At 74.0% G+C, this 26,018-nt stretch carries 21 protein-coding genes; 7 read left to right on the top strand and 14 right to left on the bottom strand.

Annotated elements, in window-relative coordinates; all coding sequences use genetic code 11:
• The first annotated feature begins 545 nt into the window (after positions 1-545).
• On the top strand, positions 546-1,784 hold the full coding sequence (locus ACH4C6_RS23365; protein ID WP_398110536.1) for an exo-beta-N-acetylmuramidase NamZ domain-containing protein: 1,239 nt from the start codon (positions 546-548) through the stop codon (positions 1,782-1,784).
• Between the two features lie 45 nt (positions 1,785-1,829).
• Here ACH4C6_RS23365 and ACH4C6_RS23360 read toward each other — a convergent pair whose 3' ends face one another.
• On the bottom strand, positions 1,830-4,628 hold the full coding sequence (locus ACH4C6_RS23360; RefSeq protein WP_398110535.1) for a penicillin acylase family protein: 2,799 nt from the start codon (positions 4,626-4,628) through the stop codon (positions 1,830-1,832).
• 260 nt (positions 4,629-4,888) lie between these two features.
• Here ACH4C6_RS23360 and ACH4C6_RS23355 point away from each other — a divergent pair, with 260 nt between their 5' ends.
• The gene (locus ACH4C6_RS23355; RefSeq protein WP_398110534.1) at positions 4,889-5,491 is read left to right on the top strand and encodes a hypothetical protein; all 603 of its coding nucleotides are present in this window, start codon (positions 4,889-4,891) and stop codon (positions 5,489-5,491) included.
• A 93-nt stretch (positions 5,492-5,584) separates the two neighbouring features.
• Positions 5,585-6,307, top strand: coding sequence for a 3-keto-5-aminohexanoate cleavage protein (locus ACH4C6_RS23350; RefSeq protein ID WP_398110533.1), 723 nt, complete (start codon positions 5,585-5,587; stop codon positions 6,305-6,307).
• A gap of 255 nt (positions 6,308-6,562) precedes the next feature.
• Here ACH4C6_RS23350 and soxR read toward each other — a convergent pair whose 3' ends face one another.
• Positions 6,563-7,033, bottom strand: a complete 471-nt coding sequence (soxR, locus tag ACH4C6_RS23345; protein ID WP_398110532.1) for a redox-sensitive transcriptional activator SoxR — start codon at positions 7,031-7,033, stop codon at positions 6,563-6,565.
• Between the two features lie 118 nt (positions 7,034-7,151).
• On the opposite strand from soxR, the gene ACH4C6_RS23340 reads away from it, so the two are divergent.
• A complete protein-coding gene (locus ACH4C6_RS23340; RefSeq protein ID WP_398110531.1) occupies positions 7,152-7,613 on the top strand; it encodes a MaoC family dehydratase in 462 nt (153 codons plus the stop codon).
• Here the strand turns inward: ACH4C6_RS23340 and ACH4C6_RS23335 are convergent.
• From ACH4C6_RS23335 to ACH4C6_RS23325, 3 genes are all read right to left on the bottom strand, one after another.
• Entirely contained in the window at positions 7,604-8,269 is a 666-nt protein-coding gene (locus ACH4C6_RS23335) for a TetR/AcrR family transcriptional regulator (RefSeq protein ID WP_398110530.1), read from the bottom strand. The two genes, ACH4C6_RS23340 and ACH4C6_RS23335, sit on opposite strands and share 10 nt — an antisense overlap.
• Positions 8,270-8,339: 70 nt before the next feature.
• Positions 8,340-8,591 (bottom strand): YiaA/YiaB family inner membrane protein, encoded by a 252-nt coding sequence (locus ACH4C6_RS23330; RefSeq protein WP_398110529.1) that lies wholly within the window; start codon positions 8,589-8,591, stop codon positions 8,340-8,342.
• Between the two features lie 61 nt (positions 8,592-8,652).
• Positions 8,653-9,804: an acyl-CoA dehydrogenase family protein gene (locus ACH4C6_RS23325; protein ID WP_398110791.1), complete on the bottom strand. Its 1,152-nt coding sequence runs from the start codon at positions 9,802-9,804 to the stop codon at positions 8,653-8,655.
• 77 nt (positions 9,805-9,881) lie between these two features.
• On the opposite strand from ACH4C6_RS23325, the gene ACH4C6_RS23320 reads away from it, so the two are divergent.
• The 3 genes from ACH4C6_RS23320 to ACH4C6_RS23310 all read left to right on the top strand — a co-directional run bounded on the left by ACH4C6_RS23320 (position 9,882) and on the right by ACH4C6_RS23310 (position 12,381).
• Complete coding sequence (locus tag ACH4C6_RS23320; RefSeq protein WP_398110528.1) at positions 9,882-10,523, top strand: TetR/AcrR family transcriptional regulator; 642 nt, start codon at positions 9,882-9,884, stop codon at positions 10,521-10,523.
• 57 nt (positions 10,524-10,580) lie between these two features.
• Positions 10,581-11,291 (top strand): ArsR/SmtB family transcription factor, encoded by a 711-nt coding sequence (locus ACH4C6_RS23315; RefSeq protein WP_398110527.1) that lies wholly within the window; start codon positions 10,581-10,583, stop codon positions 11,289-11,291.
• 124 nt (positions 11,292-11,415) lie between these two features.
• On the top strand, positions 11,416-12,381 hold the full coding sequence (locus ACH4C6_RS23310) for a DMT family transporter (RefSeq protein WP_398110526.1): 966 nt from the start codon (positions 11,416-11,418) through the stop codon (positions 12,379-12,381).
• On the opposite strand, the gene ACH4C6_RS23305 is transcribed toward ACH4C6_RS23310, so the two are convergent.
• The 9 genes from ACH4C6_RS23305 to ACH4C6_RS23265 form a co-directional block, all read right to left on the bottom strand.
• Positions 12,370-13,758: an MFS transporter gene (locus ACH4C6_RS23305; RefSeq protein WP_398110525.1), complete on the bottom strand. Its 1,389-nt coding sequence runs from the start codon at positions 13,756-13,758 to the stop codon at positions 12,370-12,372. The genes ACH4C6_RS23310 and ACH4C6_RS23305 overlap by 12 nt on opposite strands.
• A 210-nt stretch (positions 13,759-13,968) precedes the next feature.
• Positions 13,969-15,051 carry a Zn-dependent alcohol dehydrogenase gene (locus ACH4C6_RS23300; RefSeq protein WP_398110524.1) on the bottom strand — a complete coding sequence of 361 codons (1,083 nt, stop codon included), beginning with the start codon at positions 15,049-15,051 and terminating at the stop codon, positions 13,969-13,971.
• 19 nt (positions 15,052-15,070) lie between these two features.
• Complete coding sequence (locus tag ACH4C6_RS23295) at positions 15,071-16,459, bottom strand: aldehyde dehydrogenase family protein (protein ID WP_398110523.1); 1,389 nt, start codon at positions 16,457-16,459, stop codon at positions 15,071-15,073.
• A gap of 128 nt (positions 16,460-16,587) precedes the next feature.
• Complete coding sequence (locus ACH4C6_RS23290; RefSeq protein ID WP_398110522.1) at positions 16,588-17,928, bottom strand: ABC transporter ATP-binding protein; 1,341 nt, start codon at positions 17,926-17,928, stop codon at positions 16,588-16,590.
• A gap of 188 nt (positions 17,929-18,116) precedes the next feature.
• Entirely contained in the window at positions 18,117-19,055 is a 939-nt protein-coding gene (locus tag ACH4C6_RS23285; RefSeq protein ID WP_398110521.1) for a class F sortase, read from the bottom strand.
• Between the two features lie 1,081 nt (positions 19,056-20,136).
• Positions 20,137-20,724, bottom strand: coding sequence for a hypothetical protein (locus ACH4C6_RS23280; protein WP_398110520.1), 588 nt, complete (start codon positions 20,722-20,724; stop codon positions 20,137-20,139).
• Between the two features lie 98 nt (positions 20,725-20,822).
• Entirely contained in the window at positions 20,823-22,118 is a 1,296-nt protein-coding gene (locus ACH4C6_RS23275) for an MFS transporter (protein WP_398110519.1), read from the bottom strand.
• 22 nt (positions 22,119-22,140) lie between these two features.
• Positions 22,141-23,574 carry a CitMHS family transporter gene (locus ACH4C6_RS23270; RefSeq protein WP_398110518.1) on the bottom strand — a complete coding sequence of 478 codons (1,434 nt, stop codon included), beginning with the start codon at positions 23,572-23,574 and terminating at the stop codon, positions 22,141-22,143.
• A 135-nt stretch (positions 23,575-23,709) separates the two neighbouring features.
• Positions 23,710-25,989, bottom strand: coding sequence for a molybdopterin oxidoreductase family protein (locus tag ACH4C6_RS23265; protein WP_398110517.1), 2,280 nt, complete (start codon positions 25,987-25,989; stop codon positions 23,710-23,712).
• Positions 25,990-26,018: the final 29 nt, after the last annotated feature.

The raw sequence follows: 26,018 nt of genomic DNA, 5'->3' as shown, positions 1-26,018 counted from the left end.
CGGAACGGCAATGGCGTCAGACTAACCGGTCGGTATGTACCTGGGAAGAGGTCACCGCACCGCCCGCCGCACACCGCACGGTGCCGGGCGCGGTACCGGGCGCGGTGCCGGACGTGCGGCGCCGGGCGCACGGAGCCGGGCGCACGGAGCCGGGCGCGGTACCGGCCGCACGGAGCCTGCCGCAGGGCCGACCGCACGGAGCCTGCCGCGGTGCCGGGCGCACGGTGCCGGGCGCGGGGCCGACCGCACGGTGCCGGGCGCGGGGCCGGGCGCATGGAGCCGGGCGCACGGAGCCTGCCGCGGTGCCGGGCGCGGTGCCGGGCGCACGATGCTGGGCGCGGTACCGGCCGCACGGAGCCTGCCGCGGTGCCTGCCGCGGTGCCGGGCACGATGCCGGGCGCACGGTGCCGGGCGCGGCCGCGCCCGGCGGCTCGAGCGGCCGGGCCCCGCGGCACGAGCGGCCGTATCCGGTCCGCGGCCTCCCCACGGCCCGCCGGAGCACATACCGTGCCCATGCCGACCGTCCCCACCCCAGGAGGTCCCGCATGCGCCCTTCCAGACGAGCCGTCATCACCACGGCCACGGCGGCGGCGGCCGTCGCCGCCGCGCCCCACCCGGCGGCGGCCCGGCCCCACCGCCCCCTGCGCACCGGCTTCGAGCGCCTGGCGCGGGACGGTTACGCCCTGCTCGACGGCCAGAAGGTGGGCGTGGTCACCAACCCGACCGGCATCACCCGCGACGCCCGCCACATCGTCGACGTGATGCACGCCGACGACCGTGTCCGGCTCACCGCGGTCTTCGGTCCCGAGCACGGTTTCCGGGGCACCGCGCAGGCGGGCGGCTCCGAGGGCCGCTACGACGACCCGGCCACCGGACTGCCCGTGTACGACACGTACCTCAAGAGCGGCCGCCCGCTCGCGGACGTCTTCACCGCCTCCGGTGTCGACACGGTCGTCTTCGACATCCAGGACGTCGGTGCCCGCTTCTACACCTACATCTGGACGCTGTACGACTGCATGGAAGCCGCGCGGCTCGCCGGCAAGCGGTTCGTCGTCCTGGACCGGCCCAACCCGGTCACCGGCCGGGCGGCTCTGGGGCCCGTGCTGCACAAGGAGTTCGCGACCTTCGTCGGCCGGCAGCCCATCGCCCAGGCGCACGGCATGACCGTCGCGGAGCTGGCCCGGCTGTTCAACGGCGAGTTCCTCACCGACCCCGTGCCGCTGGAGACCGTCACCATGTCGGGCTGGGACCGCTCCGACTTCTACGACGCCTCGGGGCTGCCGTGGGTGCCGCCGAGCCCGAACATGCCCACGCCGGAGACGGCCCTGGTGTACTCGGGCACGTGCCTGTTCGAGGGCACCAACCTGTCGGAGGGGCGCGGCACGACCCGGCCGTTCGAACTGCTGGGCGCCGAGGGCGTCGACCGGCACTGGGCCGCGGCGGCGAACGAACTCGGCCTGCCGGGGGTCCGGTTCAGGGAGGCCTGGTTCGCGCCCACCTTCTCCAAGTTCCAGGGCAGGACGATCGGCGGGGTGCAGGTCCACGTCCACGACCGGGCGGCCTTCGACCCCGTGCGCACCGGCATCGGGCTGCTCGTGACCGCCAAGCGGACCTGGAGCGGCTTCGCCTGGCGCCCCGACAACTGGATCGACAAGCTCACCGGGACCACGCGCGTGCGCACGATGATCGACGCGGGCGCCGGCACGGACGAGGTCGTGGCGGACTGGCGGGCCGACCTGGCCGCGTTCCGCAGGGTGCGGCGCGCGCACCTGCTGTACCGCTGAGCCACGGGCGGCGGGCCCGGAGCCGGGCCCGCCGCCCGCCGTGCCTCACCGGTGCGAGGTGAACTCCACGACCTGCTGGTAGGTCGGCCGGTTCTGCCAGCCGATCGTCGGGTGCTTGATGCCGCCCAGGGTCCGGTGGTTGATCGAGTCGGCGCACCACTGGTCGCCCGCCGCGCACACCTCGTCGCCCGGGTAGACCTGGGCCGGGGTCGCCGCGGCGGCCTGCTTCAGGGTGGCGAGGAGGGTGTCCCGGCAGGCGCCGAGGCTGCCGCCGCCGCAGTAGGGACGGGCCAGGGGCCCCTTCACCTCCTCGCCGAGCACGGCCCGCAGGTCCTTGTCGACGTAGCTCCACCAGCCGTACTGGAAGGAGCTGCCGGCGTGCGATCCGGTCGGGCCGTGCGCGGCCGACGGTGCTTCGTCGACGGGCAGGTTCGCCGTCATCGCCGCGTACAGCTTCGTGCCGAGGCCCGGTTCGAACTCGGCCCGGACCAGCAGCGGCCACCAGGCGTCCAGGATGCGGATCGCGTCGGCGTCGGCGTACTTCCGCGAACCTGCCGAGGTCTCCGTGCGCTTGCCGCCGGCGGCGGCCCAGGCCTGGAGCCGGCCCACGGCGGCCGCGGCGGCCGGGTCGGGGACCGGCGCGCTGGTCACGACCTTCAGCAGCCGGGGCAGCACGTCCTCGGCCCGCAGGTCGGCCAGGCCCGCGTCGGCCATGGCGCGCACGAGGGACGCCCGGGTCACCCCGCCCTGCCGGACCAGCTGCTCCACCCGGTCGTCGAGGAGATTGCCGCGGTGCACGGACCCGTTGCCCCAGGGCGCCGCGGTGTAGTCCTTGGCCTGCTTGTTGTTCCAGGACACGTAGTAGTCCTGGTCGACGGAGCGGGGGTGCGCGGAGGGCGGGGTGTAGTCGGCGGTGTTGGCCGCCGGGTCCCAGCCACGCCACTCGTAGGCGGGCCGCGCCCACGCGGGGAACTCGGGGTCCACGCCGGCCGCGCGCACCGGGTTGTCGCCGCTGTTGTAGTACGCGGTGTGCTCGGAGTCGGCGTAGAACCAGTTGAAGGTGTAGTTGATGTGCTGCACCGCCTGCTGGAAGGACTCGGGGCCGCGGACGTGGCCGGGGTCGTTGAGCATCTGGAAGCCGATGATGGAGTCGGCCTCGTGCAGGTAGGAGGAGCGCAGGGTGGTGTAGGCGACCTTCTTCCCGCCCACCGTGGCGCGGTACTCGACGGGCCCGTACTTCGTGCGCCACACCCGCATCGTGTACGAGCCGGCGGCGGTGCCGTCGGCGACGGTGGGCTTCCAGGCGTTCTTCTGCTCGACCTTCTCCATCGGCGTGCAGGTGCCGCGGTGGAGGTAGTGGTGGTCGTCCTGGCAGAGCTCGACGGCGTAGGTGTCGATGATGTCCTGGCCGGAGGTGGTGGCGCTCCAGGCGTAGTCCTGGCCGCGGCCGAGTTCGACGTACATGCTCAGGCCCGCGAAGGAGGCGCCGCGGGCGCTGATGCCGGGGCCCTGGATCTCCTGGAGCAGCAGCAACTGCGGGGCGAAGTAGCCGGTCTGCGGCCCGAAGACGGCGACGGGGTGCCCGCTCGCGGTGTGCTTCCCGCTGACCACCAGGGCGTTGGACATGCCGCGGCGGGCGGAGGACAGGGCGGTGGCCGCCGCTTCTTTCGAGGCGCCGGTGGCTCCGGATCCGGCGGCGCTGCCGGTGCGGTCGTACACGAGCGGCTCGGGCCGCACCGAGCCGGGGTCCGGCAGGGCCGCGCCCTGCGGGTCCTTCGGCAGGGTCGCGTACGGGAAGCTGCCGTCGTGGACGGTGAGCACGGCCTCCGGGTCGTTGCGCTCCCGGAAGGACTCCCAGACCTCGGTGCCCTCGACCACGCCGTACTTCTCCTGCGCGGCGAGCAGGGACAGGGCGTTGTTCACCTCGCCGCCCCCGCCGGACCCGAACAGGGCGCCGACCACCGAAGCGAGCGCGACCAGGTCGGTGATCTCGAAGTGCTCTATCTCACCCGCGTTGGTGATCGAGTCCTTGTGCCCGGTCAGTACGTACTCACCGGGGAACCAGCGTCCGCTGTCGGAGGCGTCGATGTAGGCGTTGATGCCGTCGAGGTAGGCGTCGGCGTCGGCACGCGCCTGCCTGCCGCGTTCGCCGTTGCGGGCGACCGCGTTGTCGATCTGCGCCTGCAGATCGGCCTCGGTGTACGGGGCGTGCCGCCAGAACTGCTGCTCGAGGCCCTGGTTGGAGGGGGCACCGCCCGCGAAGGAGGTCAGTTGTCCGCGTCCGACGTGCCGGAAGACGTCCATGAGCCACAGCCGGTCCTGGGCGGCCGCGTAGCCGGCTCCGAACTCGGTGCCGTAGCGCGTGGTGCCGGTGATGTGCGGCACACCGGTCTTCTTGTCGCGGACGATCGTCACGTCGTCGCGCCCGGCGGGCCGGACGGTGGAGGCGACCTGGCCGGCGGGCACGCCGAAGGACGCGTCGTTGAAGAAGGCGCTGATCTTCTCGTCGGTGAGTCCGCCGTAGCCCTTGGCGAGGGCGGCGTAGGGCGCGAGCTGGTCCTCGGCGTGCTCCGGCTGGGTGCCGAAGGCCTGGTTGAGGAGGATCTGGGCGAGGGTGGCGTTGCCGTTCTGGCCGGGCGGAAGGATGTCCGAACACCGCGAGCCGCAGTGGTCGTTCACTTCGGCCGCGGCCGGGGTGGTTCCTGTTTCCGATGCGGCCGCCGGGGCAAACGGCGACAAAAGACCTGCGATCAGGGCGCATACGGAAGCCGTCTTCAGGAACCCGGGGATCGCGCCGGGAGTTCTCAGTCTGTGGGGAGCGGTGCGTGGGACACGCCGTGGCATGGGGGCTCCTCCCGTGGGGTGGGCGGGATGTTACCGCCGGTATCCCCTCGGCAGAAGATGAACAAGCGTCACTTCCCGGTGACGGCACGACAGACGCACGGACCACGGCAGTCGACCGGCGAACCCTTCGGACCGCTCACGGAGGGCATTCGAGATCGGATGGAGCCGAATCGCTTGTCGATACGTCTACTCGGCGACGTCCGTACGACGACGCCGAAGTGACCGATTTACAGGTGCAGGTGTGACGGAGGTGCAGGACGATGGCCGGTTTCCGGAGTCTGGCGAGACAGGTCCGCGATCCGCGGTGCGATCTGGCCTTGCGGCGCTACTCGCTGCGCAAGTGCCTGGAGAGGTTCGCCCCTTACGGGCACAGGGCCACCTGGGACCATCTGTGCTCCCGGGCGGGTTTCGGCCCCGAGGACCGCTCTCCCGACCCGGTGCGGCTCGTGGCCGCGCTGGAGGAACTGGAGGAGGCGCGGGCGGTCTGGCTGGCCTACGAGGTCGATTTCGCCGAGCGCCGCAGGAAGGAGAAGCACGACGGGCTGCGCAGGCCCGGCAGTGTGGACGACTGGCACCGGATGACCTGGGGCGGCTTCGGTGTGGCGTGGTGCGACGATCCGGCGGTCCATCCCCGTGAACCGCTGGCCGAGGTGCTGCGCCGGCTGATCGCCGCGCTGGAGCGCGAGCCGGGCGCCGAGTGCCCGGTCTGTGACGGGCGGCACCTCTCGTGGAGGTACGGCCTGGACCACGAGCCCTCGTCGGGGCCGGTCTGCGCGGACTGCGGGATCCTGGTGCCGCGTCCCGTGCTCACGCCCGAGGCCCTGGCGGACGCCGAGCGGGTGAGGCTGCTGGTGTCGGCCTGACGGATGCGGGTGCGCGGGGGGTGCGCCGGGGATGCCGCACCCCCACTTCGCCGGCGGTGTCCGGCTGTCGGTGGCGACTGGCACCATCGGCACATGGTGCAGGTGTGTCTGAACGGGCCGCGGACCGCGGCCGACGGTGCGGCGGTGCCGCTGACGCCCGAGGCGATGGCCGCGTCGGCCGCCGACGCCGTTGCGGCCGGGGCCACGGACGTCCATGTCCACCCCAAGTCCCCCTGCGGGCGCGACTCGCTGTCCCCGGGGGTGCTGGCGCTGACCCTCCCGGCGATCCGCGCACGGGTGGCGGTCCCGGTGGGGGTGACCACGGGCGCGTGGGCCGAGCCCGACCCGGCCGCCCGGCTCGACCGGATCCGCGGCTGGACGGCGCTGCCGGACCACGCCTCGGTGAACTGGCACGAGCCGGGGGCGGAGGAGATCGCCGCGGCGCTGATCGACCGCGGAGTCGGCGTGGAGGCCGGCATCTGGTCGGGCACGGACGCGGCCCGCCGTTTCGCGTCCTCGCCCCTCGGCCCGAAAGTGCTGAGGGTCCTGGCCGAGGTGACGGACCCGGACCCGTCGACCGCCGCGGCCTCGGCCCGGGCGCTTCTGAGCGACCTGGGCACCGCGCACGGCCGGCCCGTCCTGCTGCACGGGGAGGACGGGGGCGCCTGGCCGGTGCTGCGGCTCGCGGGGCGCCTGGGCCTGGCGACCCGCATCGGCCTGGAGGACGCCCTGCACCTGCCGGACGGCCGACCGGCCCGCTCCAACGCCGAGTTGGTGACGGCGGGGCTGCGGGAGTACGCGAGGCGCACGCCCTGAGCCGGGGCGCCCCGGGTGCGGCCCGGACGGCGCGCGCCAGGGTCTGTCGTTCGGATTAGCCCGGCTGTGAGGCTCGGCTCTGCCAGCCGACCCGAGCGGGGCCTGGTGCGTCCAGCTGCACGGCGGAGGAGGGCGTCGACGCGATGGGGGTCCCCCCGCGCGAGCGCAGCCGAGCGTGGGAGTGGGCGACCGACGACAACGCCGCAGAGGGGCGTGCCGGGCCACGCGACGCCGGAATGATCCAGACGACAGGCCCTAGGCGTCGCCCGGCTTCCGCTCGGCCATCAGCCGGGATCCCGCGCGGCGTTCGCCGAAGACGTCCCCCGGGTTGGACAGGACGCAGGTGTCCAGGGACAGGCAGCCGCAGCCGATGCAGTCCGTCAGATGGTCCCGCAGCCGGTTCAGCTGCTTGATGCGCTCGTCCAGCTCCGAGCGCCACGCCTCGGACAGGCGCGCCCAGTCCTCCCGCGTCGGCGTGCGCTCCTCGGGAAGCTGCGCCAGCGCCTCGCGGATCGTCGCCAGCGGGATGCCGACCCGCTGGGCGGCGCGGATGAACGCGACCCGGCGCAGGGTGTCCCGCGTGTACCGGCGCTGGTTGCCCGCGGTCCGGCGACTGCCGATCAGGCCCTTGGACTCGTAGAAGTGCAGTGCGGACACCGCGGCTCCGCTGCGCGCGGAGAGCTGGCCGACGGTGAGTTCATGGATCTTCTCTGAAATCTGCGGCACCCCTCGAACCCTACCGAGTCCGTTGACACGGCCCGCCCGGCCGACCATGCTAAGCAGTCGCTTAGGCATACGGTACTGAGCGACCGCGCGGACCCCGTACACGAGAGGCCTGGACGACATGGCAGAGCCGAGGATCTTCACGTCCGTCGACGAGCTGAAGTCGGCGGTGGGTGAACAACTGGGCCACACCGACTGGCTCGACATCGACCAGAAGCGGATCGACCTGTTCGCCGAGGCGACCGGTGACCACCAGTGGATCCATGTCGACCCCGAGAAGGCCGCCGCGGGCCCCTTCGGCACCACCATCGCGCACGGCTACCTGACCCTGTCGCTGCTGCCCCTCTTCGGCCCGCAGCTGATCGCCGTGGAAGGCGTGAAGATGGGCGTCAACTACGGGACGAACAAGGTCCGTTTCCCCGCCCCCGTGCCCGTCGGCTCCCGGCTGCGCGCCACCGCGCAGATCACCGGCGTCGAGGACGTGCCGGGCGGCGTGCAGGTGTCCGTCGCGTTCACCGTGGAGCGCGAGGGCGGCGACAAGCCCGTCTGCGTCGCCGAGTCGGTCTCGCGCTACTACGTCTGAGCGTCCGCCCCGGCGCCCGCCGGCCGGGCGGAACCGGCCGCACCCACCATCCGCAGGACGAGGTCGGCGTACAGCTCGCCGACCTCCTCCGGCGTGCGGGGCCCACCGACGTTGAACCAGCGGGCCACGTCGATGCACAGCGACAGCACGGCCAGCGTCGTCCCGTGCACGTCGACGACGTCGAACTCGCCGGAGCGCGCGCCCTCCTCGATGATGCCGCGGATCTCCGCGTCGACCAGCCGGCGCAGGCCGAGGATCTCGGCGCGGGCGTCCGGCCCGAGGGAGTCCAGTTCGTACTGCACGACCCGTGCGGTCGTCCGGCCGCCCGCGTGCCAGCGGACGAAGGAGCTGACCGCGTCGGCGAGGCGCTCGGTCGGGCCGCCCTCGCGCCGCGAGGCGGTGCGCAGGATCTCCAGGGCCTTCTCGTGGCCGATCCTGCTGATGCGGTGCAGCAGCTCTTCCTTGGTCTTGTAGTGGATGTAGAGCGCCGCGGGGCTCATCCCGGCCCGGCCCGCGATGTCACGGGTGGTCGTCGCGTGGTACCCCCGCTCGGCGAAGGCCTCCACCGCGGCGATCAGCAGCCGCCGCGCCGCGTCGGGCGTGACCTCGCCCCACGCCTGCGCCTCGCCGCCGGCCGTCTCCTCCGCCGTACTCATCACTCGCCCCTCTCCACCGACAGGGGCACCACCATACCGCCGAAGGTGAGCGGGCGCTTAGTGCGGCCGCTCAGCGCTTCTCGAACGGCGCGTAGGACGGCCCGGCCGGCGGACCCTCCTGCCGGTCGCGGATGACCTTGGCCAGGGTGAAGGAGGAGGTGACGAGGTACAGGACGGCGATGGCGAGGAAGCCGCGCACCCAGGCGTCGGCGCTCAGCCGGTAGATGCCGACCGCGGTGGCCGCCATGGCGACGGCGAAGGAGGCGACGGCCTGGCCGTAGAAGGCGGCCGTGTTCTGCTGCTTGCCCGGTGTCTCACTCATGCGGACAGCGTGCGCGCGCCATGGCCCGCGCCGCATCCGCCGCCGTACTCAGGTGCGCTACTCAGAACGCCGAGACGCCCGTCAGGGCCCGCCCGATGACCAGCTTCTGGATCTGGCTGGTGCCCTCGTAGAGGGTCATCACCCGGGCGTCGCGCAGGAGCTTGCCCGCCGGGTACTCGTCGATGTAGCCGTACCCGCCGAAGACCTGCAGGGCGTTGTTCGCGGCGCGCACGGCGGCCTCGGAGGCGAACAGCTTGGCCTTGGAGGACTCGACGGCGAACGGCTGCCCCCGGTCGACGAGGTCGGCGACCCGCCAGGTCAGCAGCCGGGCGGCGTCCACGTCGACCGCGATGTCGCTGATCAGCTCCTGCACCAGCTGGTGGCGGGCGATGGACTTGCCGAACTGCTCGCGCTCGCCGGCGTACCGGACGGCGGCGTCCAGGGCGGCCTGGGCGATGCCGACGCATCCGGCGGCCACCGACATCCGGCCCTTGGCGAGGGCCGACATGGCGACGGAGAACCCCTTGCCCTCCTCCCCCAGCAGGGCGGAGGCCGGCACGCGCACGTCCTCCAGGACGAGTTCGGCGGTGGCCTGGCCGCGCAGCCCGAGCTTGCCGTGGATGGTGCGCCGGGTCAGCCCCGGCGTGTCCGCCGGGACGAGGAAGGCGGAGACGCCCTTGTGGCCGGGGGCGTCGGTGGAGCGGGCGAAGAGCAGCACGACGTCGGCCCAGGTGCCGTTGGTGATGAACATCTTGGTGCCGTTGATGACGTAGTCGCCGCCGTCGCGCACGGCCCGGGTGCGCAGGCTGCCCGCGTCGGAGCCGGTGCCGGGCTCGGTCAGGCCGAAGCAGCCGACCGTCTCGCCGGAGGTGAGCCCGGGCAGCCAGCGCCGCTTCTGCTCCTCGGTGCCCCAGGCGGCGACGGTCTTGGCGACCAGCCCCAGCGAGACGGAGACGATGCCGCGCACGGACGAGTCGCCCCGGCCCAGTTCCTCGGTGACGAGGCAGTAGGCGAGGTGGTCACCGCCGCTGCCGCCGTGCTCCTCGCCGATCGTCAGACCCAGGAACCCGACCTCGCCGAGTTTCTTGACGATCGACCGGTCGACCTCCTCGGCGCGGTCCCAGGCGACGACGTTCGGGGCGATCTCCCGCTCCACGAAGTCCCGCGCGAGCTGCCGTACCGCGCTCTGCTCCTCGCTGAGCTCCAGGTTCACCACGCGTCACCCCACTCGAAAGCTGCACACTTAAATTAGCACTGCTAGTTTCTGTCGGCAGCCCTACTATGTGCGCCATGGCCCGACCGCGCAAGCCCCTGCTCAGCACCGACCGGATCGTCGAGACGGCCCGGGCGCTCGTGGACGCGGAGGGTCTCGCGGCCGTCTCCACCCGGCGGCTCGCCGCCGAACTGGGGGTCAGCGGCCCGTCCCTGTACAACCACTTCCGCACCAAGGACGAGATCCTGGAGGCGGTCGCCGACTCCGTGAGCGGCCAGGTGGACCTGTCGATGTTCGACGACGGCCGGGACTGGCGGGCCGCGCTGCACGACTGGGCCGTGTCCTACCGGGCCGCCCTGCGCGACCACCCCAACATCGTCCCGGTCCTGGCCCGCGGCCCCGGCCGCCGCCCGGCCGGGCTGCGCCTGGCGGACGCCGTCTACGGCGCGATGGTCGAGGCGGGCTGGCCCCCGGCCCAGGCCACCTCCATCGGCGCGCTGATGCGGTACTTCGTGATGGGCTCCGCGCTCGGCTCCTTCGCCGGGGGCTTCGTCGACGACGCCAGCGCCTACGACCCGGCCGACTACCCGCACCTGCAGCAGGCCCACCGCCTCGCGGAACAGCAGGAGAAGATCGACGAGCGCGCGTTCGAGACCGGGCTGACGGCCCTGCTGGACGGGCTGGCGGGCCAGTACGAACGGGTCCGCGGCAGCGCGTAGGACGGTCCGGGCGACACTTCGGCGCCGGCCGAACGGTCCGTGCGCGATGCTGGTGGCATGACCACGAGGGATCCCCAGGCCACGGCGCTGGCACGGCTCGCCGCGCTGTTCGCGGACGAGACGCGGGCCGCGTGCCTGCTCGCGCTGCTCGACGGCCGGGCGTGGACCGCGGGTGAACTGGCCCGGCACGCCGGGGTCGCCGCGTCGACGCTGAGCGAGCATCTGGGCCGGCTGGTGGCGGGCGGGCTGCTCACGGAGGAGCGCCAGGGCCGCCACCGGTACGTACGGCTGGCCGACGCGCGGACCGCGCAATTGGTGGAGGACCTGGCCGCGCAGGTCTCCCCGGGCGCGGCCGCCCGGCCGCGCAGCCTGCGCGAGTCGAGTGCCGGTTCGGCGATGGCCCGGGGCCGCACCTGCTACGACCACCTCGCCGGGCGGCTCGGGATCGCCGTCACCGACGCCCTGACGCGGCGCGGGCTGCTGCGGCAGGACACCGGCTTCGCGCTCACCGAGGCGGGACTGGCCTGGTTCGCGTCGGCCGGGATCGTCCTCGCGGCGCACGGCCGCCGGCCGCTGGCCCGGTCCTGCCTGGACTGGACCGAACGCCGGCCTCATCTGGCGGGCGTGGCGGGCGCGGCCCTGTGCCGGCACGCCCTGGACGCCGGGTGGTGCGTGCGGATCGGCTCCGAGCGGGCCGTGAAGGTGACGGCGGACGGCGAGCGGGCCCTGTCCGACCTGCTGGGCGTGGAACCCGCCGAGCTGCGCTAGGGGGTGTCCGCGAAGCCCCTCCCCCCGAGGGGATCCCCGTCCCCGCGAGGCCCGGCACGCGCCCTGGCCGCCCCGTCCGAAATCCGCGAGCGTTCCGCCGCGGTCCCCTCCTAGCCTCAGGAGCATGATGAACGTCTCCCCATCCCGTCCCGCCCGCAGGGCCGAGCTTCTGGCCGCCGGGGCGGCCGCGGTCACCGTGGTGCTGTGGGCGTCGGCCTTCGTGTCCATCCGCAGCGCGGGCGACGCGTACTCGCCGGGCGCCCTGGCGCTGGGGCGGCTGCTGGCCGGGGCGCTCACGCTGGGCGTGATCTGCCTGCTGCGGCGGGAGACGTGGCCGCCGCGCTCCGCCTGGCGCGGGATCGCGATATCCGGCGTGCTCTGGTTCGGCTTCTACATGGTCGCCCTCAACTGGGGCGAGCAGCAGGTCGACGCCGGGACGGCCGCCCTGGTGGTGAACACCGGGCCCATCCTGATCGCGCTGCTGGGCTCGCGGCTGCTCGGCGACCCGATGCCGCCGCGGCTGCTGGCGGGCATGGGGGTGTCGTTCGCCGGTGCGGTCACCGTGGGGCTGTCGATGTCCGGTGAGGGCGGCTCATCGGTCCTGGGCGTGGTGCTGTGCCTGCTCGCGGCGATCGCCTACGCCGGCGGGGTCGTGGCGCAGAAGCCGGCGCTGGGTACGGCGAGCCCGCTCCAGGTGACGACGTTCGGCTGCCTGGTCGGGGCGGTGGTGTGCCTGCCGTTCGCGGGGCAGCTCGTGCAGGAGGCCGCCCGCGCGCCCGCGTCCGCGACGCTCAACATGGTGTACCTGGGCGTCTTCCCGACCGCCCTGGCGTTCACGACGTGGGCCTACGCCCTGTCCCGGACGACCGCGAGCCGGATGGGCGCGACGACGTACGCGGCGCCCGCGCTGGTCGTGCTGATGTCCTGGCTGTTCCTCGGCGAGGTGCCCGGGCTGCTGACGCTGGCCGGCGGTGTGCTGTGCCTGGCGGGGGTGGCGGTGTCGCGGTCGCGGGCGCGCTCGGGCGGGGCGAAGGCTCCGGGAGCGGCCGGGGAGCCTTCGCCCGAGCGGGCCCCGGACTCAGCCCGCTGAGCCGTCCACGGGTCCGGCCGCGGACGGTTCGGCGGGTCCGTCCGCGGGCTCCGGCTCCCCGGACCGCGCCCGGCCCGCGAGCACCTTGATGGAGAGCAGGGCGATCACCGAGAGGGCGATGATGTAGCCCGACACGGCCATCGAGGTGCCGGTCGCCTCCAGCAGCAGCACCATGACGAAGGGGGCCAGCCCGCCGCCCGCGACGGCCGCGATCTGGTAGCCGAGGGAGGCGCCGGTGTAGCGCATCTCGGGCGTGAACAGCTCGGCGAACAGGGCGGCCTGGGGCCCGTACATGACGCTGAGGAAGCAGCTGGCGACGAAGGTGCCGACCGCGAGCCACAGCAGCGAGCCGGTGTCGATGAGCAGGAACAGCGGGACCGCCCACACGGCGATGCCGGCGGCGCCGAGGGCGTAGATCCGGATGCGGCCGATGCGGTCGGAGAGCGCGGCGGCGGCCGGGATCAGCACGAGCTGGGTGAGGCTGACGCAGAGCGAGACGGTCAGCACCGGGCCCTTGGCCATGTCCAGTTCGCGGGTGGTGTAGTCGAGAACGCCGGTGATGAGGATGTAGAACGTCGCGGTGTTCACCGCGAAGGAGCCGCCGGCCAGCAGGACGGTGCCGAGGTGGCCGCGCAGGATCGTGCGCAGCGGTGAGCTCTGCTCGGTCCTCTCCTTCTCGGCGAGCGCCTTCTCGGCCTGCCGGAACGCCGGGGTCTCCTCGACGCGGGTGTGGATGTACCAGGCGAGGCCGAGCACCAGCAGGCCGACCAGGAACGGCACGCGCCAGCCCCAGGCGGTGAACGCCGAGTCGGTGGTGAGCGCGCCGGCCAGCAGGAAGACGGTGTTGGCGGTGACCACTCCGATGGGCACGCCGAGCTGGACGACGCTGCCGTAGACGCCCCGCTTGCCCTGCGGGGCGTACTCGGTGGCCAGGAGCATGGCGCCGCCCCACTGCGCGCCGACGGCGACGCCCTGGGCGACGCGGAGCAGCACGAGCAGGATCGGGGCGGCGACGCCGATGGTGTCGTACGTCGGCAGCAGGCCGATGGCGGTGGTGGACACGCCCATGAGGGTGAGCGCGAGGACGAGCATCGGCTTGCGGCCGCGCCGGTCGCCGAGGTGGCCGGCCACGATGCCGCCGAGCGGCCGGGCGAGGAAGCCGACCGCGAAGGTGGCGAACGAGGCGAGGACGCCGGCGGTGGAGCTGCCGGCGGGGAAGTAGAGATCGCCGAGGACGAGGGCGGCGGCGATGCCGAAGACGAAGTAGTCGTACCACTCGACGGCCGAGGCGAGCGCCGCGGCGGTGGCCACGCGGCGGCGGTGGCCGGCGGGGGGTGCGGTGGCGGTGGCGGGTCGAGCGGAAGGTGCCGTGTCCATGTGGTGCACGCTCCGGGGGGTGCGGGGAGGGACGGGGGGTGCGGGAACGGAACGGGGGGGTGGCGCGGGTTCCGGGGAACGTACTGACCGGACGGTATGTGCGTCAACGGGTCGTGCACCAGGACTTCTCGCCGGTGCGTGGCCGTCGCGGTGTGCGGGCACGGCGAAGGCCCCGGTCCCGTGGGAGACCGGGGCGCGGGTGTGTGCGGGCTAGAAGACGACCAGGGCGCGGCCGCCCTTGCCCGCCAGCATGTTCTCGAAGGCGGCCGGGATGCCGTCGAGGGAGATGCGCTCCGTCACCAGGGCGGAGAGGTCCAGGCGGCCCGCCCGGACGTGCTCGGCCAGCACGGGCAGGTCCCGGGCGGGGTCGCAGTTGCCGTAGACGCAGCCGGAGAGGGTGCGGCCCCAGTGGAAGATCTCCAGGGCGTTGAAGGTCACCTGCTGGTCCTTGCCGCCGATGCCGACGACGGTGGTCCGGCCGCCGCGGCGGGTGGAGTCCCAGGCCGTGCGGATGGTGACCGCGCGTCCGGCGCACTCGACGGCCACGTCGACGCCCTGCTTGCCGGTCAGACCGCGGATCTCGCGGGCGGTGGTGTCGGAGGCGACGAGGTAGTCGGTGGCACCGGCCGCGCGGGCCAGGTCCTCCTTCGCCGGGGAGACGTCCACCGCGACGATCTTCGAGGCGCCCGCGATCCGGGCCGCCTGGATCGCCGCGAGCCCCACTCCCCCGACCCCGAACACCGCGACGGTCTCGCCGGCGCCCACCCGGGCGGAGTGGTGGACGGCGCCGTAGCCGGTGAGGACCGCGCAGCCGAGGAGGGCGGCGTCGGCGAGCGGGATGCCGTCCGGGGCGGTCAGGACGCAGTCGGCGGGGACGACGGTCTCCTCGGCGAACGCGGCGACGTTCAGGCCCGGGTGGAGGTCGGTGCCCTCGGACGTGCGCGCGTGGACGCGGGCGGCGCCGTTCAGCGCGTTGGCGCACAGCCAGACCTCGCCCAGCGAGCAGGCGTGGCAGGAGCCGCAGGACGGGGCCCAGTTGAGGACGACCCCGTCGCCGGGGGCGAGGTGGGTGACGCCCTCGCCGACGGCGACGACCCTGCCGGCGCCCTCGTGCCCGAGGACGGCCGGGACGGGCAGGCGCATGGTGCCGTTGGACAGGGACAGGTCGGAGTGGCAGACCCCGGCGGCGGCGAGCCGGACCCGGACCTGCCCGGGTCCGGGGTCGGGCAGTTCGATGCCGGTGATCTCCAGCGGGGAGCCCACGGCGGGCAGGACGGCGGCGCGGACGGCCATGGCGGAAGGACTCCCCTGACTAGAACTGGAGGGACTTGGTCTGGAGGTACTCGGCCAGGCCGTGGACGCCGAGTTCGCGGCCCACCCCGGACTGCTTGTAGCCGCCGAAGGGGGCGAGGGGGTTGAAGCGGCCGCCGTTGATGTCGACCTGGCCGGTCTCCATCCGGCGGGCGAAGGCCACCGCCTCGGCCTCCTCCCCGGCCCAGACGGCCCCGGCCAGGCCGTAGACCGTGCCGTTGGCGATGCGCAGGGCGTCCTCCTCGTCCTCGTAGGCGAGGATCGACAGGACCGGGCCGAAGATCTCCTCCTGCGCGATGGTCATGCCCTCGGTGACGTCGGCGAAGACGGTCGGGCTGACGAAGTAGCCGGTCTCGCGCGGCGCTTCGGGGCCGCCGGCGACCAGGCGGGCGCCCTCGGCGACGCCCTTCTCGATGTAGCCGCGCACCCGGTCGCGCTGCTTGGCGTTGACGACCGGGCCGATGCGCTCGCCGTACTTGGCGGCGGCCGTCGCGGCGAGCTCCACCGCCTCGTCGTAGCGCTCGCGGTGGACCAGCATCCGCGTCCAGGCGCTGCACGTCTGCCCCGAGTTGGACATGACGTTGGCGACGCCGACGTTGACCGCCTTGGCCAGGTCGGCGCTCGGCAGGATGACGTTGGCGGACTTGCCGCCGAGTTCGAGGGCGACCTTCTTGACCTGCCCGGCGGCGATCGCGGCGATGCGGCGGCCGACGGCGGTGGATCCGGTGAAGGAGACCAGGTCGACACCGGGGTGCTCGGCGAGTGCCTGGCCGGCGACCGGGCCGAGGCCGGTGACCAGGTTGAAGACGCCCGCCGGGACCCCGGCCTCGTGCACGGCGTCGGCGAAGAGGCGGGCGACCAGCGGGGTGTCCTCGGCCGGCTTCACCACGACCGTGCAGCCGGCGGCGAGGGCCGGGGCGACCTTGGCGACGATCTGGTGCAGCGGGTAGTTCCAGGGGGTGATCGCGGCCACGACGCCGATCGGCTCGTGGTGCACGACCGAGTTGCCGGTCTTCTCCTCGAAGGAGTACGTCGCCGCCAGCTCGGCGTAGGAGCCCGCGACCGCGATCGGCACGGCCGCGTGGACGGCCTGGGAGAACTTCAGCGGCGAGCCGAGCTCGGCCGTGACGGTCTCGGCGATCTCGTCGGCCCGGGCCGCGAGCACGTCCCGCAGCGCGGACAGCCGTGCCGCGCGCTCGGCGGGCGGGGTGGCGGCCCAGGCCGGCAGGGCCGCGCGGGCGGCCCGGACGGCGGCGTCGACGTCCTCGGCGGTGCCGGCCGGGACCGTGCCGACGACCTGCTCGTCGACCGGGTTCACGACCTCGATCACGTCCTGGCCGGCGGCCGGGCGCCAGGCACCCCCGATGTACATGCCGTCGTATGCCTTCATCGCGCTTCCTCCGGGGCGGGGCGTCGTCGTCCGGTACATAAACTAGCGACGATAGTTTTCCGGCGCCAGACATCCCCGGGTTCGGCTCGTCACAGCACGCCCGGGGCCACGCCCGGGTGTGCCGCCGCTCACTCCTCCAGGTCGGGCAGGCGCGCCGGATCGGGGCAGATGCGGTCGCCGTGCTGGTCGAAGACGAACAGGTGGGCGAGGTCGACGAGGAGCGGCACCTGCATGCCGTGGCGCAGGGCGAGGTCCGGTGTCGTCCGCACGATCAGGTCGCCGGGCAGGCGGGGCTCGGCGGATTCCTGTCCCGCTCCGCTGTCCCGGCGGTCCTCCAGGTCGACCACGGGCCCGGCGCGTCCGGCCAGGGCCCGCTCCCGCAGCCGGGTCAGCACCGAGACCTCGCGGCGGCGGCGCCGCACCTGACGGCCGGGGCGGGGGCGCGGTGCCTCCAGGTCGGGCACGACGGCGGGGCTGGAGCCGGTGTCGAAGTGCACCAGGATCTCGTGCCCCTGGAACTCCACGTGCTCGACCAGCCCGGTCAGGGGGACCTCGCCGGGCCGGGCCGCACTGTGCTTGGCGATCCGCACGGCTTCCGAGCGCAGGCCCACGATGACCTCGCGGCCCTGCTGCACGCGCAGCAACTGGTGGTCCAGGGACAGCGGTTCGGGCAGGCGCAGGAACTGCTTGCCCAGGCTGATGGTCATCGCCCCGTCCAGCGGTGCGCGCACCAGGCCGCGCAGCAGGTTGATGCGCGGGGTGCCGATGAACGCGGCGACGAAGATGTTGTTCGGCAGGGCGTAGACCTGCCTGGGCGTGCCGATCTGCTGGAGGACCCCGCCGCGCAGCACGGCGACCCGGTCGCCGAGCGACATCGCCTCGGACTGGTCGTGGGTCACGTACACCGTGGTGACACCGAGTTCCTGGGTCAGCCGGAAGATCTCCGCGCGCAGGTGGGTGCGGAGCTTGGCGTCGAGGTTGGACAGCGGCTCGTCCATGAGGAAGGCCGAGGGGTGGCGGGAGATGGCCCGGCCCATCGCGACCCGCTGGCGCTCCCCGCCGGACAACTGCCCGGGCAGTCGGTCCAGGAGGTCCTCGATGCCCAGCATGCGGGCGGTGGCGTCCACCCGGGCGCGGTGGTCGACGCCCGGGGCCTCGATGCGCAGCGGGAAGCCGATGTTGTCGCGGCTGGTCATGGTCGGGTACAGGGCGAAGTTCTGGAAGACCATCGCCATGTCCCGGCCGGAGGGCGGCAGGTCGTTGGCGTACTCGCCGTCGAGCAGAAGCATGCCCTCGTCGATCTCCTCCAGGCCGGCGATCATTCTGAGCACGGTCGACTTGCCGCAGCCGGAGGGGCCGAGCAGCACGAGGAACTCGCCCGGGGCGATGTCCAGCGACAGCCGGTCCACCACGCGGGCGCCGCGCGTGTAGGCCTTGCTGACGTCGTGCAGGGAGATGGCGCGTGTCATGAAGGGCCCCCGAGGGGTCGTCAGGGCGCTGGTGCTCCGCGGTCGGGAGCCCCGTACGGGTCGTACGGGGCTGTGGGTCACGGAAGTTAACGGAATGTGTGCGGCGGGGGGAAGACACCGGGCGGGATCGGGTGCTCCCGTCCATCTGGTGAGAAGGCGGACGGCCCGGTGCGGCCGGGCCGTCCCGGTCAGCGGACGGCGGTGAGGTGGGCGAAGACCACGACGTTCCCCGAGTAGCCCTTCCTGCGGTCGTAGCTGCCGCCGCAGGTGATCAGCCGCAGCTCGGGGCGTCCGCGCGCGCCGTACACCTCCTGGCTCGGGAAGTGCGCCTTCTCGTAGGACCTGACCCGGTCCACGGTGTAGACGGCGGTCCGGCCGTCGGCGCGGCGGACCTTCACGATCCGGCCCTTCCGCAGTTCGGGCAGCCCGGCGAACACGGCCGGGCCGCTGTCGGTGTCCAGGTGCCCGACGGCCACGGCCGTGCCCTGCCCGCCGGGTGCGGCGCCCTGCTCGTACCAGCCGACGAGTTTCGGGTCGTCGCCCGGCGGTGCGGTCAGCCGGTGCTCGCGGTCGAGGCCGAGGGACATCACCGGGGCGTCGGTCTGGAGGTAGGGGATGAGCAGCCGCGTGGCACGGGAGTACGGCAGCGGGCGCAGCGCGGGACGGGGCCGGGGTGTGCGGGCTGCGGCGGCGGGCGGGCGTGCCCGGGCGGAGCGGGCGGCTGCGGGCCGGTTGGGACGGGCCGGGTGGTCGTCGGTGCGGGACCCGGGGGCGGAGGGCCCGCGGCCCGGTGACGCCGTGGCCCGCGCGCCGGGCGTGCGGGACGGCATCGCGGCGGGTTCGGTGCGGCGGGGCCCGGCCTTCGGGGCGGCCGGAGCCGCGGAACGCCGGGCGGGGGCCGCGGGGAGGGCTGCGGCGGAGCGGTCCGTGACCCCGGGGACGGCGGCCGTGCCGGTCCCGGAGCCGTGCGCGGGCGCGTCGGCGCCGGTTCCGGAACCGGCCCGAGGCGCGGCCGAGCCCGCACGGGGGTCGGCCGGCGGACCGGCCGCGGCGGCCCGGGCGGAGCCGGGCGGGAGGGCAGCGACCGTGTCCCCGGTGTCGCCGCCCCAGTCCAAGGAGAACCCCATGACCAGCACCGACACCCCCACGACTACGGTCCGCGCCAGCCGGAAGGCCCGGGTCCGGTACCAGGGCCGCCGCGCGCGGGGCCACCGCCCACCGGGGCCGGTGGGCCCCCCGTCGAAGCCGCCGGAACCGGAACCGGAACCGTGGCCGCCCCCGGAACGCTGCGGCCGCTCCGCCCCGGGGGCGGGCGCCCACCGCCCGGCCGGGCGGCCGCCGTGAGCGGCATCGCGACGCTCACCGACCGGCCGCCGGGCCCGGGGGTCGGCCCTCCCGACGCCCCCCGGGGCACGCGTGGCCCCGTACCGCCCTTGCGACAACGGCCCGGACCCGCGCCGCTCCTTGTGAACGGGGATGCCGCTACGCCCCTCGGCAGCCACGGAGCTACGCCCGCGCCCCGCGTACGCCACGAGGCCGACGCCATTCCCCTCGTAAACCACGAGCCCGGTGCCAAGCCCCTCGGACGACACGAGGCCGGTCCCTCGCCCTTCCCGAAGATCAGGGCCGCCGCCACGCCGCCCCGACGCCACGGAGCCGCCCCGACGCCACTCCGGCCGCGCAGGGCTGGTCCCATGCCCCTCGGGCGGCAGGGAGCCGGTCGTACGTTCCTCCGGAAGGCCGGGGCCACCGACACGCCGCTCCGCCGACACAGAGCCGCCCCGACGCCACTCCGGCGGCGCAGGGCTGGTCCCGCGCCGCCCCTCGGGCGGCAGGGAGCCGGTCGTACGTTCCTCCGGAAGGCCGGGGCCACCGACACGCCGCCCCACCGACACAGAGCCGCCCCGACGCCACTCCGGCCGCGCAGGGCTGGTCCCACGCCCCTCGGGCGGCAAGGAGCCGGTCCCACGTGGCTCCCGCAGCACGGGGTCGGGCCTGCGCCGCTCGGGCGGCATGGGGCCGGGCCGGTGTCGCTCCGGCGGAGCGGAGCCGGTGTCCCGTCGGCCCTTCGGCGGGAGGGGGCCGGGACCGCGCCGGCCCGCCGGCGCGGGGGCGGAACCGCGCCGCCCCGTCGGGGCCGGGCCGGGTTCCGGCCCGGCCCGGCCCCCACCCCGTTCCACCCGAGCGGAGCGATCCGCGGAGCCGGTCCTACGCGGCGCCATCGGGGCGGCGACGGAGCCGGAACCAGACCGTCCCGGCGACGGCGGCCAAGCCGACCGCCGCCGCGCCGGCCACCGGGGTGAAGGCCTCGCCGCGGGCGATGCCGCCACCGCCCGCCGGCGGACCGCCGACCGGCGTCGTCGGCTTGGAGGTCGGGCAGTCGACCTTGAACACCTTGAACTTGCCCGCGCCGTTGGCCTGGTCGGTCAGCCAGGTCAGCTTGTACTGCCCGTTGGGCAGGTCGACGGCCTTGCTGCGGGCCCGCCCGGTCGGGTCGGCGGTGACCGTGCCGCTGCGGGTCGCCCCGCCGGGGACCTCGGGCTCGGTCTGGATGGTCCAGTTGACCCTCTCGCCGGCGTCGAAGTTGAACGCGGCGAGGTAGAAGTCGCAGACCTTCGGGTCGTTGCGCTGGTTGTCCGCGGTCGTCGTGGTGGCGTGGATCTTGACGTCTCCGTTGTCCCCCGGGATCGGAGCGGCGACGGCGGGCACCCCGCTCAGGGTGATCCCCGTGAGGGTGAGGGCGGCGAGGACGGCGGACCGGGTGCCGGCACGGCGCGCGAGGGGTACGACGGGCATGAAGATGCCTCCAAGTCAGATGATTTTCATACAAACACCGTCACCTGACTCTCTGTCACCTCACCGCCGATTCGCGTGCAGCCCCGCCCTGCGACACGTCAGATATCGCTCTTACGGCGCAGCGGCACCCCGCGCCGCCGGCCACGGCGCGCACTGCCCGGCTTCGCGCCGAGCTCCCCGACGGGCTCCCCGCCGGGCTCCGCGTCCCCGGCCGTCCCACCTCGCGGTCCCCCCGGCGAGCGCACGGCGACCCCCGAGGACAGCAGCAACAGCACCCCGAGCATCACGAACGGCGCCGCCACGCCCGCGACGCCGGCGACGAGCCCGGCCGCGGCGGGGGCGGCGACCTGCCCGAGCCGGTTGCCGGTCAGCCGCAGCGCCAGGGCCGTGGACCGGGCGCCGTCGGGGGCGGCCTGGACGACCGTCGTCATGGACAGGGGCTGCCCGACACCCAGGCAGAAACCGAGCGCCACCAGCAGCAGGCCGAGCGCCCACACCGGTACCGGCAGGGCGATACCCGCGCACAGCAGGGCCGCCAGCAGACACGTCACGGTGAGCAGCACGGTACGGCCCAGCAGCCGCAGCAGCGGCGTCAGCACCAGGCGGCAGGCGATGGTGGCCGCGGCGCGCAGACTCAGCAGGACACCGACCACGGAGGGCGCGATCCCCCGGTGCTCGCCCACCACCGGGAGGTAGGCGGTGAGGATGTCGGTCGCGGACAGCACGGCGAGGCTGATGAGGATGCCCGCCGGCACGCCCCGGGTGCGCAGGATGCGCCCGACCGGGACCCGCTCCCCCGAACCGCCGCGGGAGGCCGCGGCCGTACGGCGGTGCTCGATGCGCCACAGCGAGGTGAACGCGACGGCCGCGGTCGCGCCCGCCGCGATCAGGGCGAGGGCGCTGGTGGCGGCCATGTCCTCGCCGCCGATCAGGACGCCCGCGGCGATGGGGCCGACGAGCTGGCCGAGCGCGGCCCCGATGGTGAAGTGGCCGAAGTTGCGGTCCTGTTCGTGCGGCGCGGACTGGCGGGCGACGAGCGACTGGGCTCCGATGACGAAGCAGAGGTGCCCGAGGCCCATCACCCCGCTCCACAGGGCCATCGTCCCCAGCGAGCCGGCGACGCCGCTGAGCGCGCAGCCCCCGGCGATCAGGACCACGCCGAACGGCAGCAGGGGCGCGCAGCGGCCGTGGTCGGTACGGCGGCCCAGGGGCACGGCGGCGAACAGGGGCAGCAGCGCGTAGACGCCGGCGATCACGCCGACGGCCCGTTCGTCCGCGCCGAGCGCGAGGGCCCGGTAGGAGACGGCGGGCCGGGCCATCGACACGGCCCCCTGCGCGAAGCCGAAGGCGATGACGAGGCGGAGCAGCCAGCCGCGGTTCCCACCGGGCCTCACGATGACGTCCTCCATCGGGTTCTCAGATGATCCCGAAGAGCATGCCCGCCGCGAGGATGGCGAGACAGGTGAGGGCGGCCCACTTCACGACGAACCTGGTGTGGTCGCCGAACTCCACCTTGGCCATGCCGACCAGCACGTACACGGCCGGGACGAGCGGGCTGGACATGTGCAGCGGCTGGCCGACCAGGGAGGCGCGGGCCATCTCCAGCGGGGAGACGCCGTGCGCGGCGCCGGCCTCGGCGAGGACGGGCAGGACGCCGAAGTAGAAGCCGTCGTTGGACATGAAGTAGGTGAGCGGCAGGCTCAGGATGCCGGTGACGAGGGCCATGTGCGGGCCCATGCCGGCCGGGATGACGTCGACCATCCAGGTGGCCATGTGGTCGACCATGCCGGTGCCCTGGAGGACGCCGGTGAAGACGGCGGCGGCGAAGACCATGCCGGAGACGTTCAGCACGTTGTCGGCGTGTGCGGCGAGCCGGGCCTTCTGGTCGGGGATGTTCGGGAAGTTCACCGACAGGGCGATCGCGGCGCCCAGCAGGAACAGCACGGGGATCGGCAGCAGCTCCGTGATCATGGCGGTCAGCAGGGCGACCGTGAGCAGCGCGTTGAACCAGTAGAGCCTGGGGCGCAGGGTGGAGCGGTTCGGGTCGAGGCCCTGGAAGCCGTCGTCCCCGGCGGGGGCGCCCGTGCCGCCGGCGCCCTCGGGGGCGTCCGTGCCGGAGCCGGTGCCGGCCGCGCCGCTCTTGCGCAGGGAGACCGTGCCGTCGCCCGGGCCGCCGGCGCCGACCAGGACCGTCTCGGTCTCCTTCTCCTCCTCCAGCACCTGGTCCAGCGTCAGCACGCCGAGCCGCCGCCGCTCGCGCACGCCGAGGACGTAGGAGAGGCCGAACACGAAGAGCAGGCCCACCGCGAGCGCCGGGATCATCGGGACGAAGATGTCGCTGGCGTCGAGCTTGAGCGCGGTCGCGGCGCGGGCGGTCGGGCCGCCCCAGGGCAGGGTGTTCATCACGCCGTTGGCCATGGCGGCGACACCGGTCATCACGACCATGCTCATCTTCAGGCGCTTGTACAGCGGATACATCGCCGAGACGGTGATCATGAAGGTGGTGGAGCCGTCGCCGTCCAGCGACACGATCGCGGCCAGCACGGCGGTGCCGACGACGATCCGCATGGGGTCGGCTTTGCAGAACTTGAGGATGCCGCGGACGATCGGGTCGAAGAGCCCGACGTCGATCATGACGCCGAAGTAGACGATCGCGAACATGAGCATCGCCGCGGTGGGGGCGAGGCTGGTCACGCCGTCGATGACGTAGTCACCGAGGTGGGCGCCCTTGCCGACGAACACGCAGAACAGCGCGGGGATCAGCACGAGCGCCGCGATCGGCGACATCTTCTTCATCATGATCAGGACCAGGAAGGTCGCGATCATGGCGAAGCCGAGGATGGTCAGCATGAGTGGATACCTAACGTTCGCCCTTGAACATCCCACCAGGGCCGGCGGTGTCCGCGACGTTAGGTGCCGTCGAGCAGCGTTAACAAGACGTTGACGTGCGAGCAATAAGCGCAAAACTGCTGGTCACAGCTTTGCTCAGGTCAGCGCGCCGAACTCTCCGGCCGAGGGCGTGGCGCCCGGGGCGGTCTGCGGGACGGTCTGCGGGGCCACCTCGACCGGCACTCCGTTGAGGACCGCGTTGCCCGACAGCGGGTCCAGGAGGCGGCCGTCGAGGAGCTGGTTGACGTTGACGCCGGGGTCCTTCGCGGCGTGGCCGAGGCGGGTCCCCGGGCGGTCGTGGCCCCAGCCGTGCGGCAGGCTCACCACGCCCCTGCGGACCGAGTCGGTGACCTCGGCCGGGGCGGTGACCTCTCCCCCGGCGCCCTTCACCCGCACCGGTGCCCCGTCCGTGACGCCGAGCCGTTCGGCGTCCTCGGGGTGGATGTGCAGGGTGCAGCGGTTCGAACCGCCGGTGAGGGCGGGCAGGTTGTGCATCCAGCTGTTGGCGGAGCGCAGGTGCCTGCGGCCGACCAGGACGAGCCCGGCGGGGCGGTCGGCCAGGGCCGCGCGCAGCCGGGGCAGGTCCGCGGCGATCGGGCCGGGCAGCAGCTCCACCTTGCCGCTGCGGGTCTTCAGGGGCTGGGGCAGGCGGGGCTGGAGCGGGCCGAGGTCGATGCCGTGCGGGTGTGCGAGCAGCTTCTCCAGGCTGAGCCCGTCAGGTCGTACGCCGAAGCCGTCGCCGTAGGGGCCGAGGCGCAGCATCATGTCCAGGCGCCGTTCGGGGCCGGTGTCGCCGGTGAGTTGGCCGGCGAGCTCGTGCGGGTCGCGGCCGTGGACCGGCGAGTGGGGCTCCTGCACCGCCTTGCCGAGGGTCTGGTCGACGACCATCCGGTCGACGGCCTCCGGATCGGCTCCGTGGATGCCCGTGACGGCCAGGATCAGCCGCGCCAGGATCTCCGTCTCGGCCATGCGGTCCGGCTCCAGCGGGATCGCGGGGCGGGTGTAGCGGACCTGGTTGCGCACGGCGAGGGTGTTGAAGGCGAAGTCGTGGTGCGGGCTGCGGGAGGGCGGGGGCGGGGGCAGGACCACATGGGCGTGGCGTGAGGTCTCGTTCAGGTACGGGTCGACGCTGACCATGAAGTCCAGCGAGTCGAGGGCCTTGTCGAGCCGGTCGCCGTCGGGTGCGGACAGCACCGGGTTGGCGGCGACGGCGATCAGCGCGCGCACCGGTTCACCCTCCTCGGTGGCGGTGTCGATCTCCTCGGCCAGGGCGGACAGGGGCAGTTCGCCCTTGGCCTCGGGGTGCCGGCTCACGCGGGAGTGCCAGCGTCCGAGGGCGAAGCCGCGGCCGGGCCCGGCCGGGCGCGGGGTCCGGTCGGTGGCCGCCTGCGGGAAGAGCGCGCCGCCGGGCCGGTCGAGGTTGCCGGTGAGGACGTTGAGGACGTCGACGAGCCAGCTGGCGAGCGTGCCGTGCGGGACGGTGCAGCTGCCGATGCGGCCGTAGACGGCGGCGGTGGGGGCGGCGGCGAGGTCGCGGGCCAGGGCACGGATGAGGCCGGCCTCCACGTCGCAGGCCTCGGCCACGGCCTCGGGCGTGAAGTCCCGCAGGGCTTCGTCGAGTTCGTCGAGGCCCTGGACGTGCGGGGTCGGGTCGGCGAGGCCCTCGTCGAGGAGCACGCGGGCCATCGCCGCCAGCAGCAGGGCGTCGGTGCCGGGCCGGACGGCGATGTGCCGGTCGGCGAGCTTGGCGGTGCGGGTGCGCCGCGGGTCGATCACGACGAGGGTGCCGCCGCGAGCCTTGAGCGCCTTGAGCTTGCCGGGGAAGTCGGCGGCGGTGCACAGACTCCCGTTGGACTCCAGCGGGTTGGCGCCGATGAGGAGCAGGTGGTCGGTGCGGTCGAGGTCGGGTACCGGGATCGCGTTCGCGTCGCCGAAGAGCAGGCCGCTGGAGACGTGCTTGGGCATCTGGTCGACCGTGGAGGCGGTGAAGACGCTGCGGGTGCCGAGCCCGGCGAGCAGGACGGGCGGGTAGAGGGCGCCGGCCATGGTGTGCACGTTGGGGTTGCCGAGCACGACGCCGACCGCGTGCGGGCCGTGCCGCTCGACGATCGGGCGGATCCCGGTGGCGACGGCGTCGAAGGCCTCTTCCCAGGTCGCCTCGCGCAGTGCGCCGTCCCGCCGGACGAGGGGGGTGCGCAGCCGGTCGGGGTCGGAGTCGACGGCGCCGAAGGAGGCGCCCTTGGGGCAGATGAAGCCCCGGCTGAACACGTCGTCGCGGTCGCCGCGGGCACGGGTGACCTGCGTTCCCTCGATGGTGAGGGTCAGGCCGCAGGTGGCCTCGCACAGGGGGCAGATACGCAGGGCGGTGCGGGACACGGGTCCTCCCGGGACGGCGGCGGTGACGC

This window comes from Streptomyces sp. NPDC017943 (genome assembly GCF_044328425.1).
GTDB classification, from domain to species: Bacteria; Actinomycetota; Actinomycetes; order Streptomycetales; family Streptomycetaceae; genus Streptomyces; species Streptomyces djakartensis_A.
This window is presented reverse-complemented; position numbering and strand designations above follow the sequence as displayed.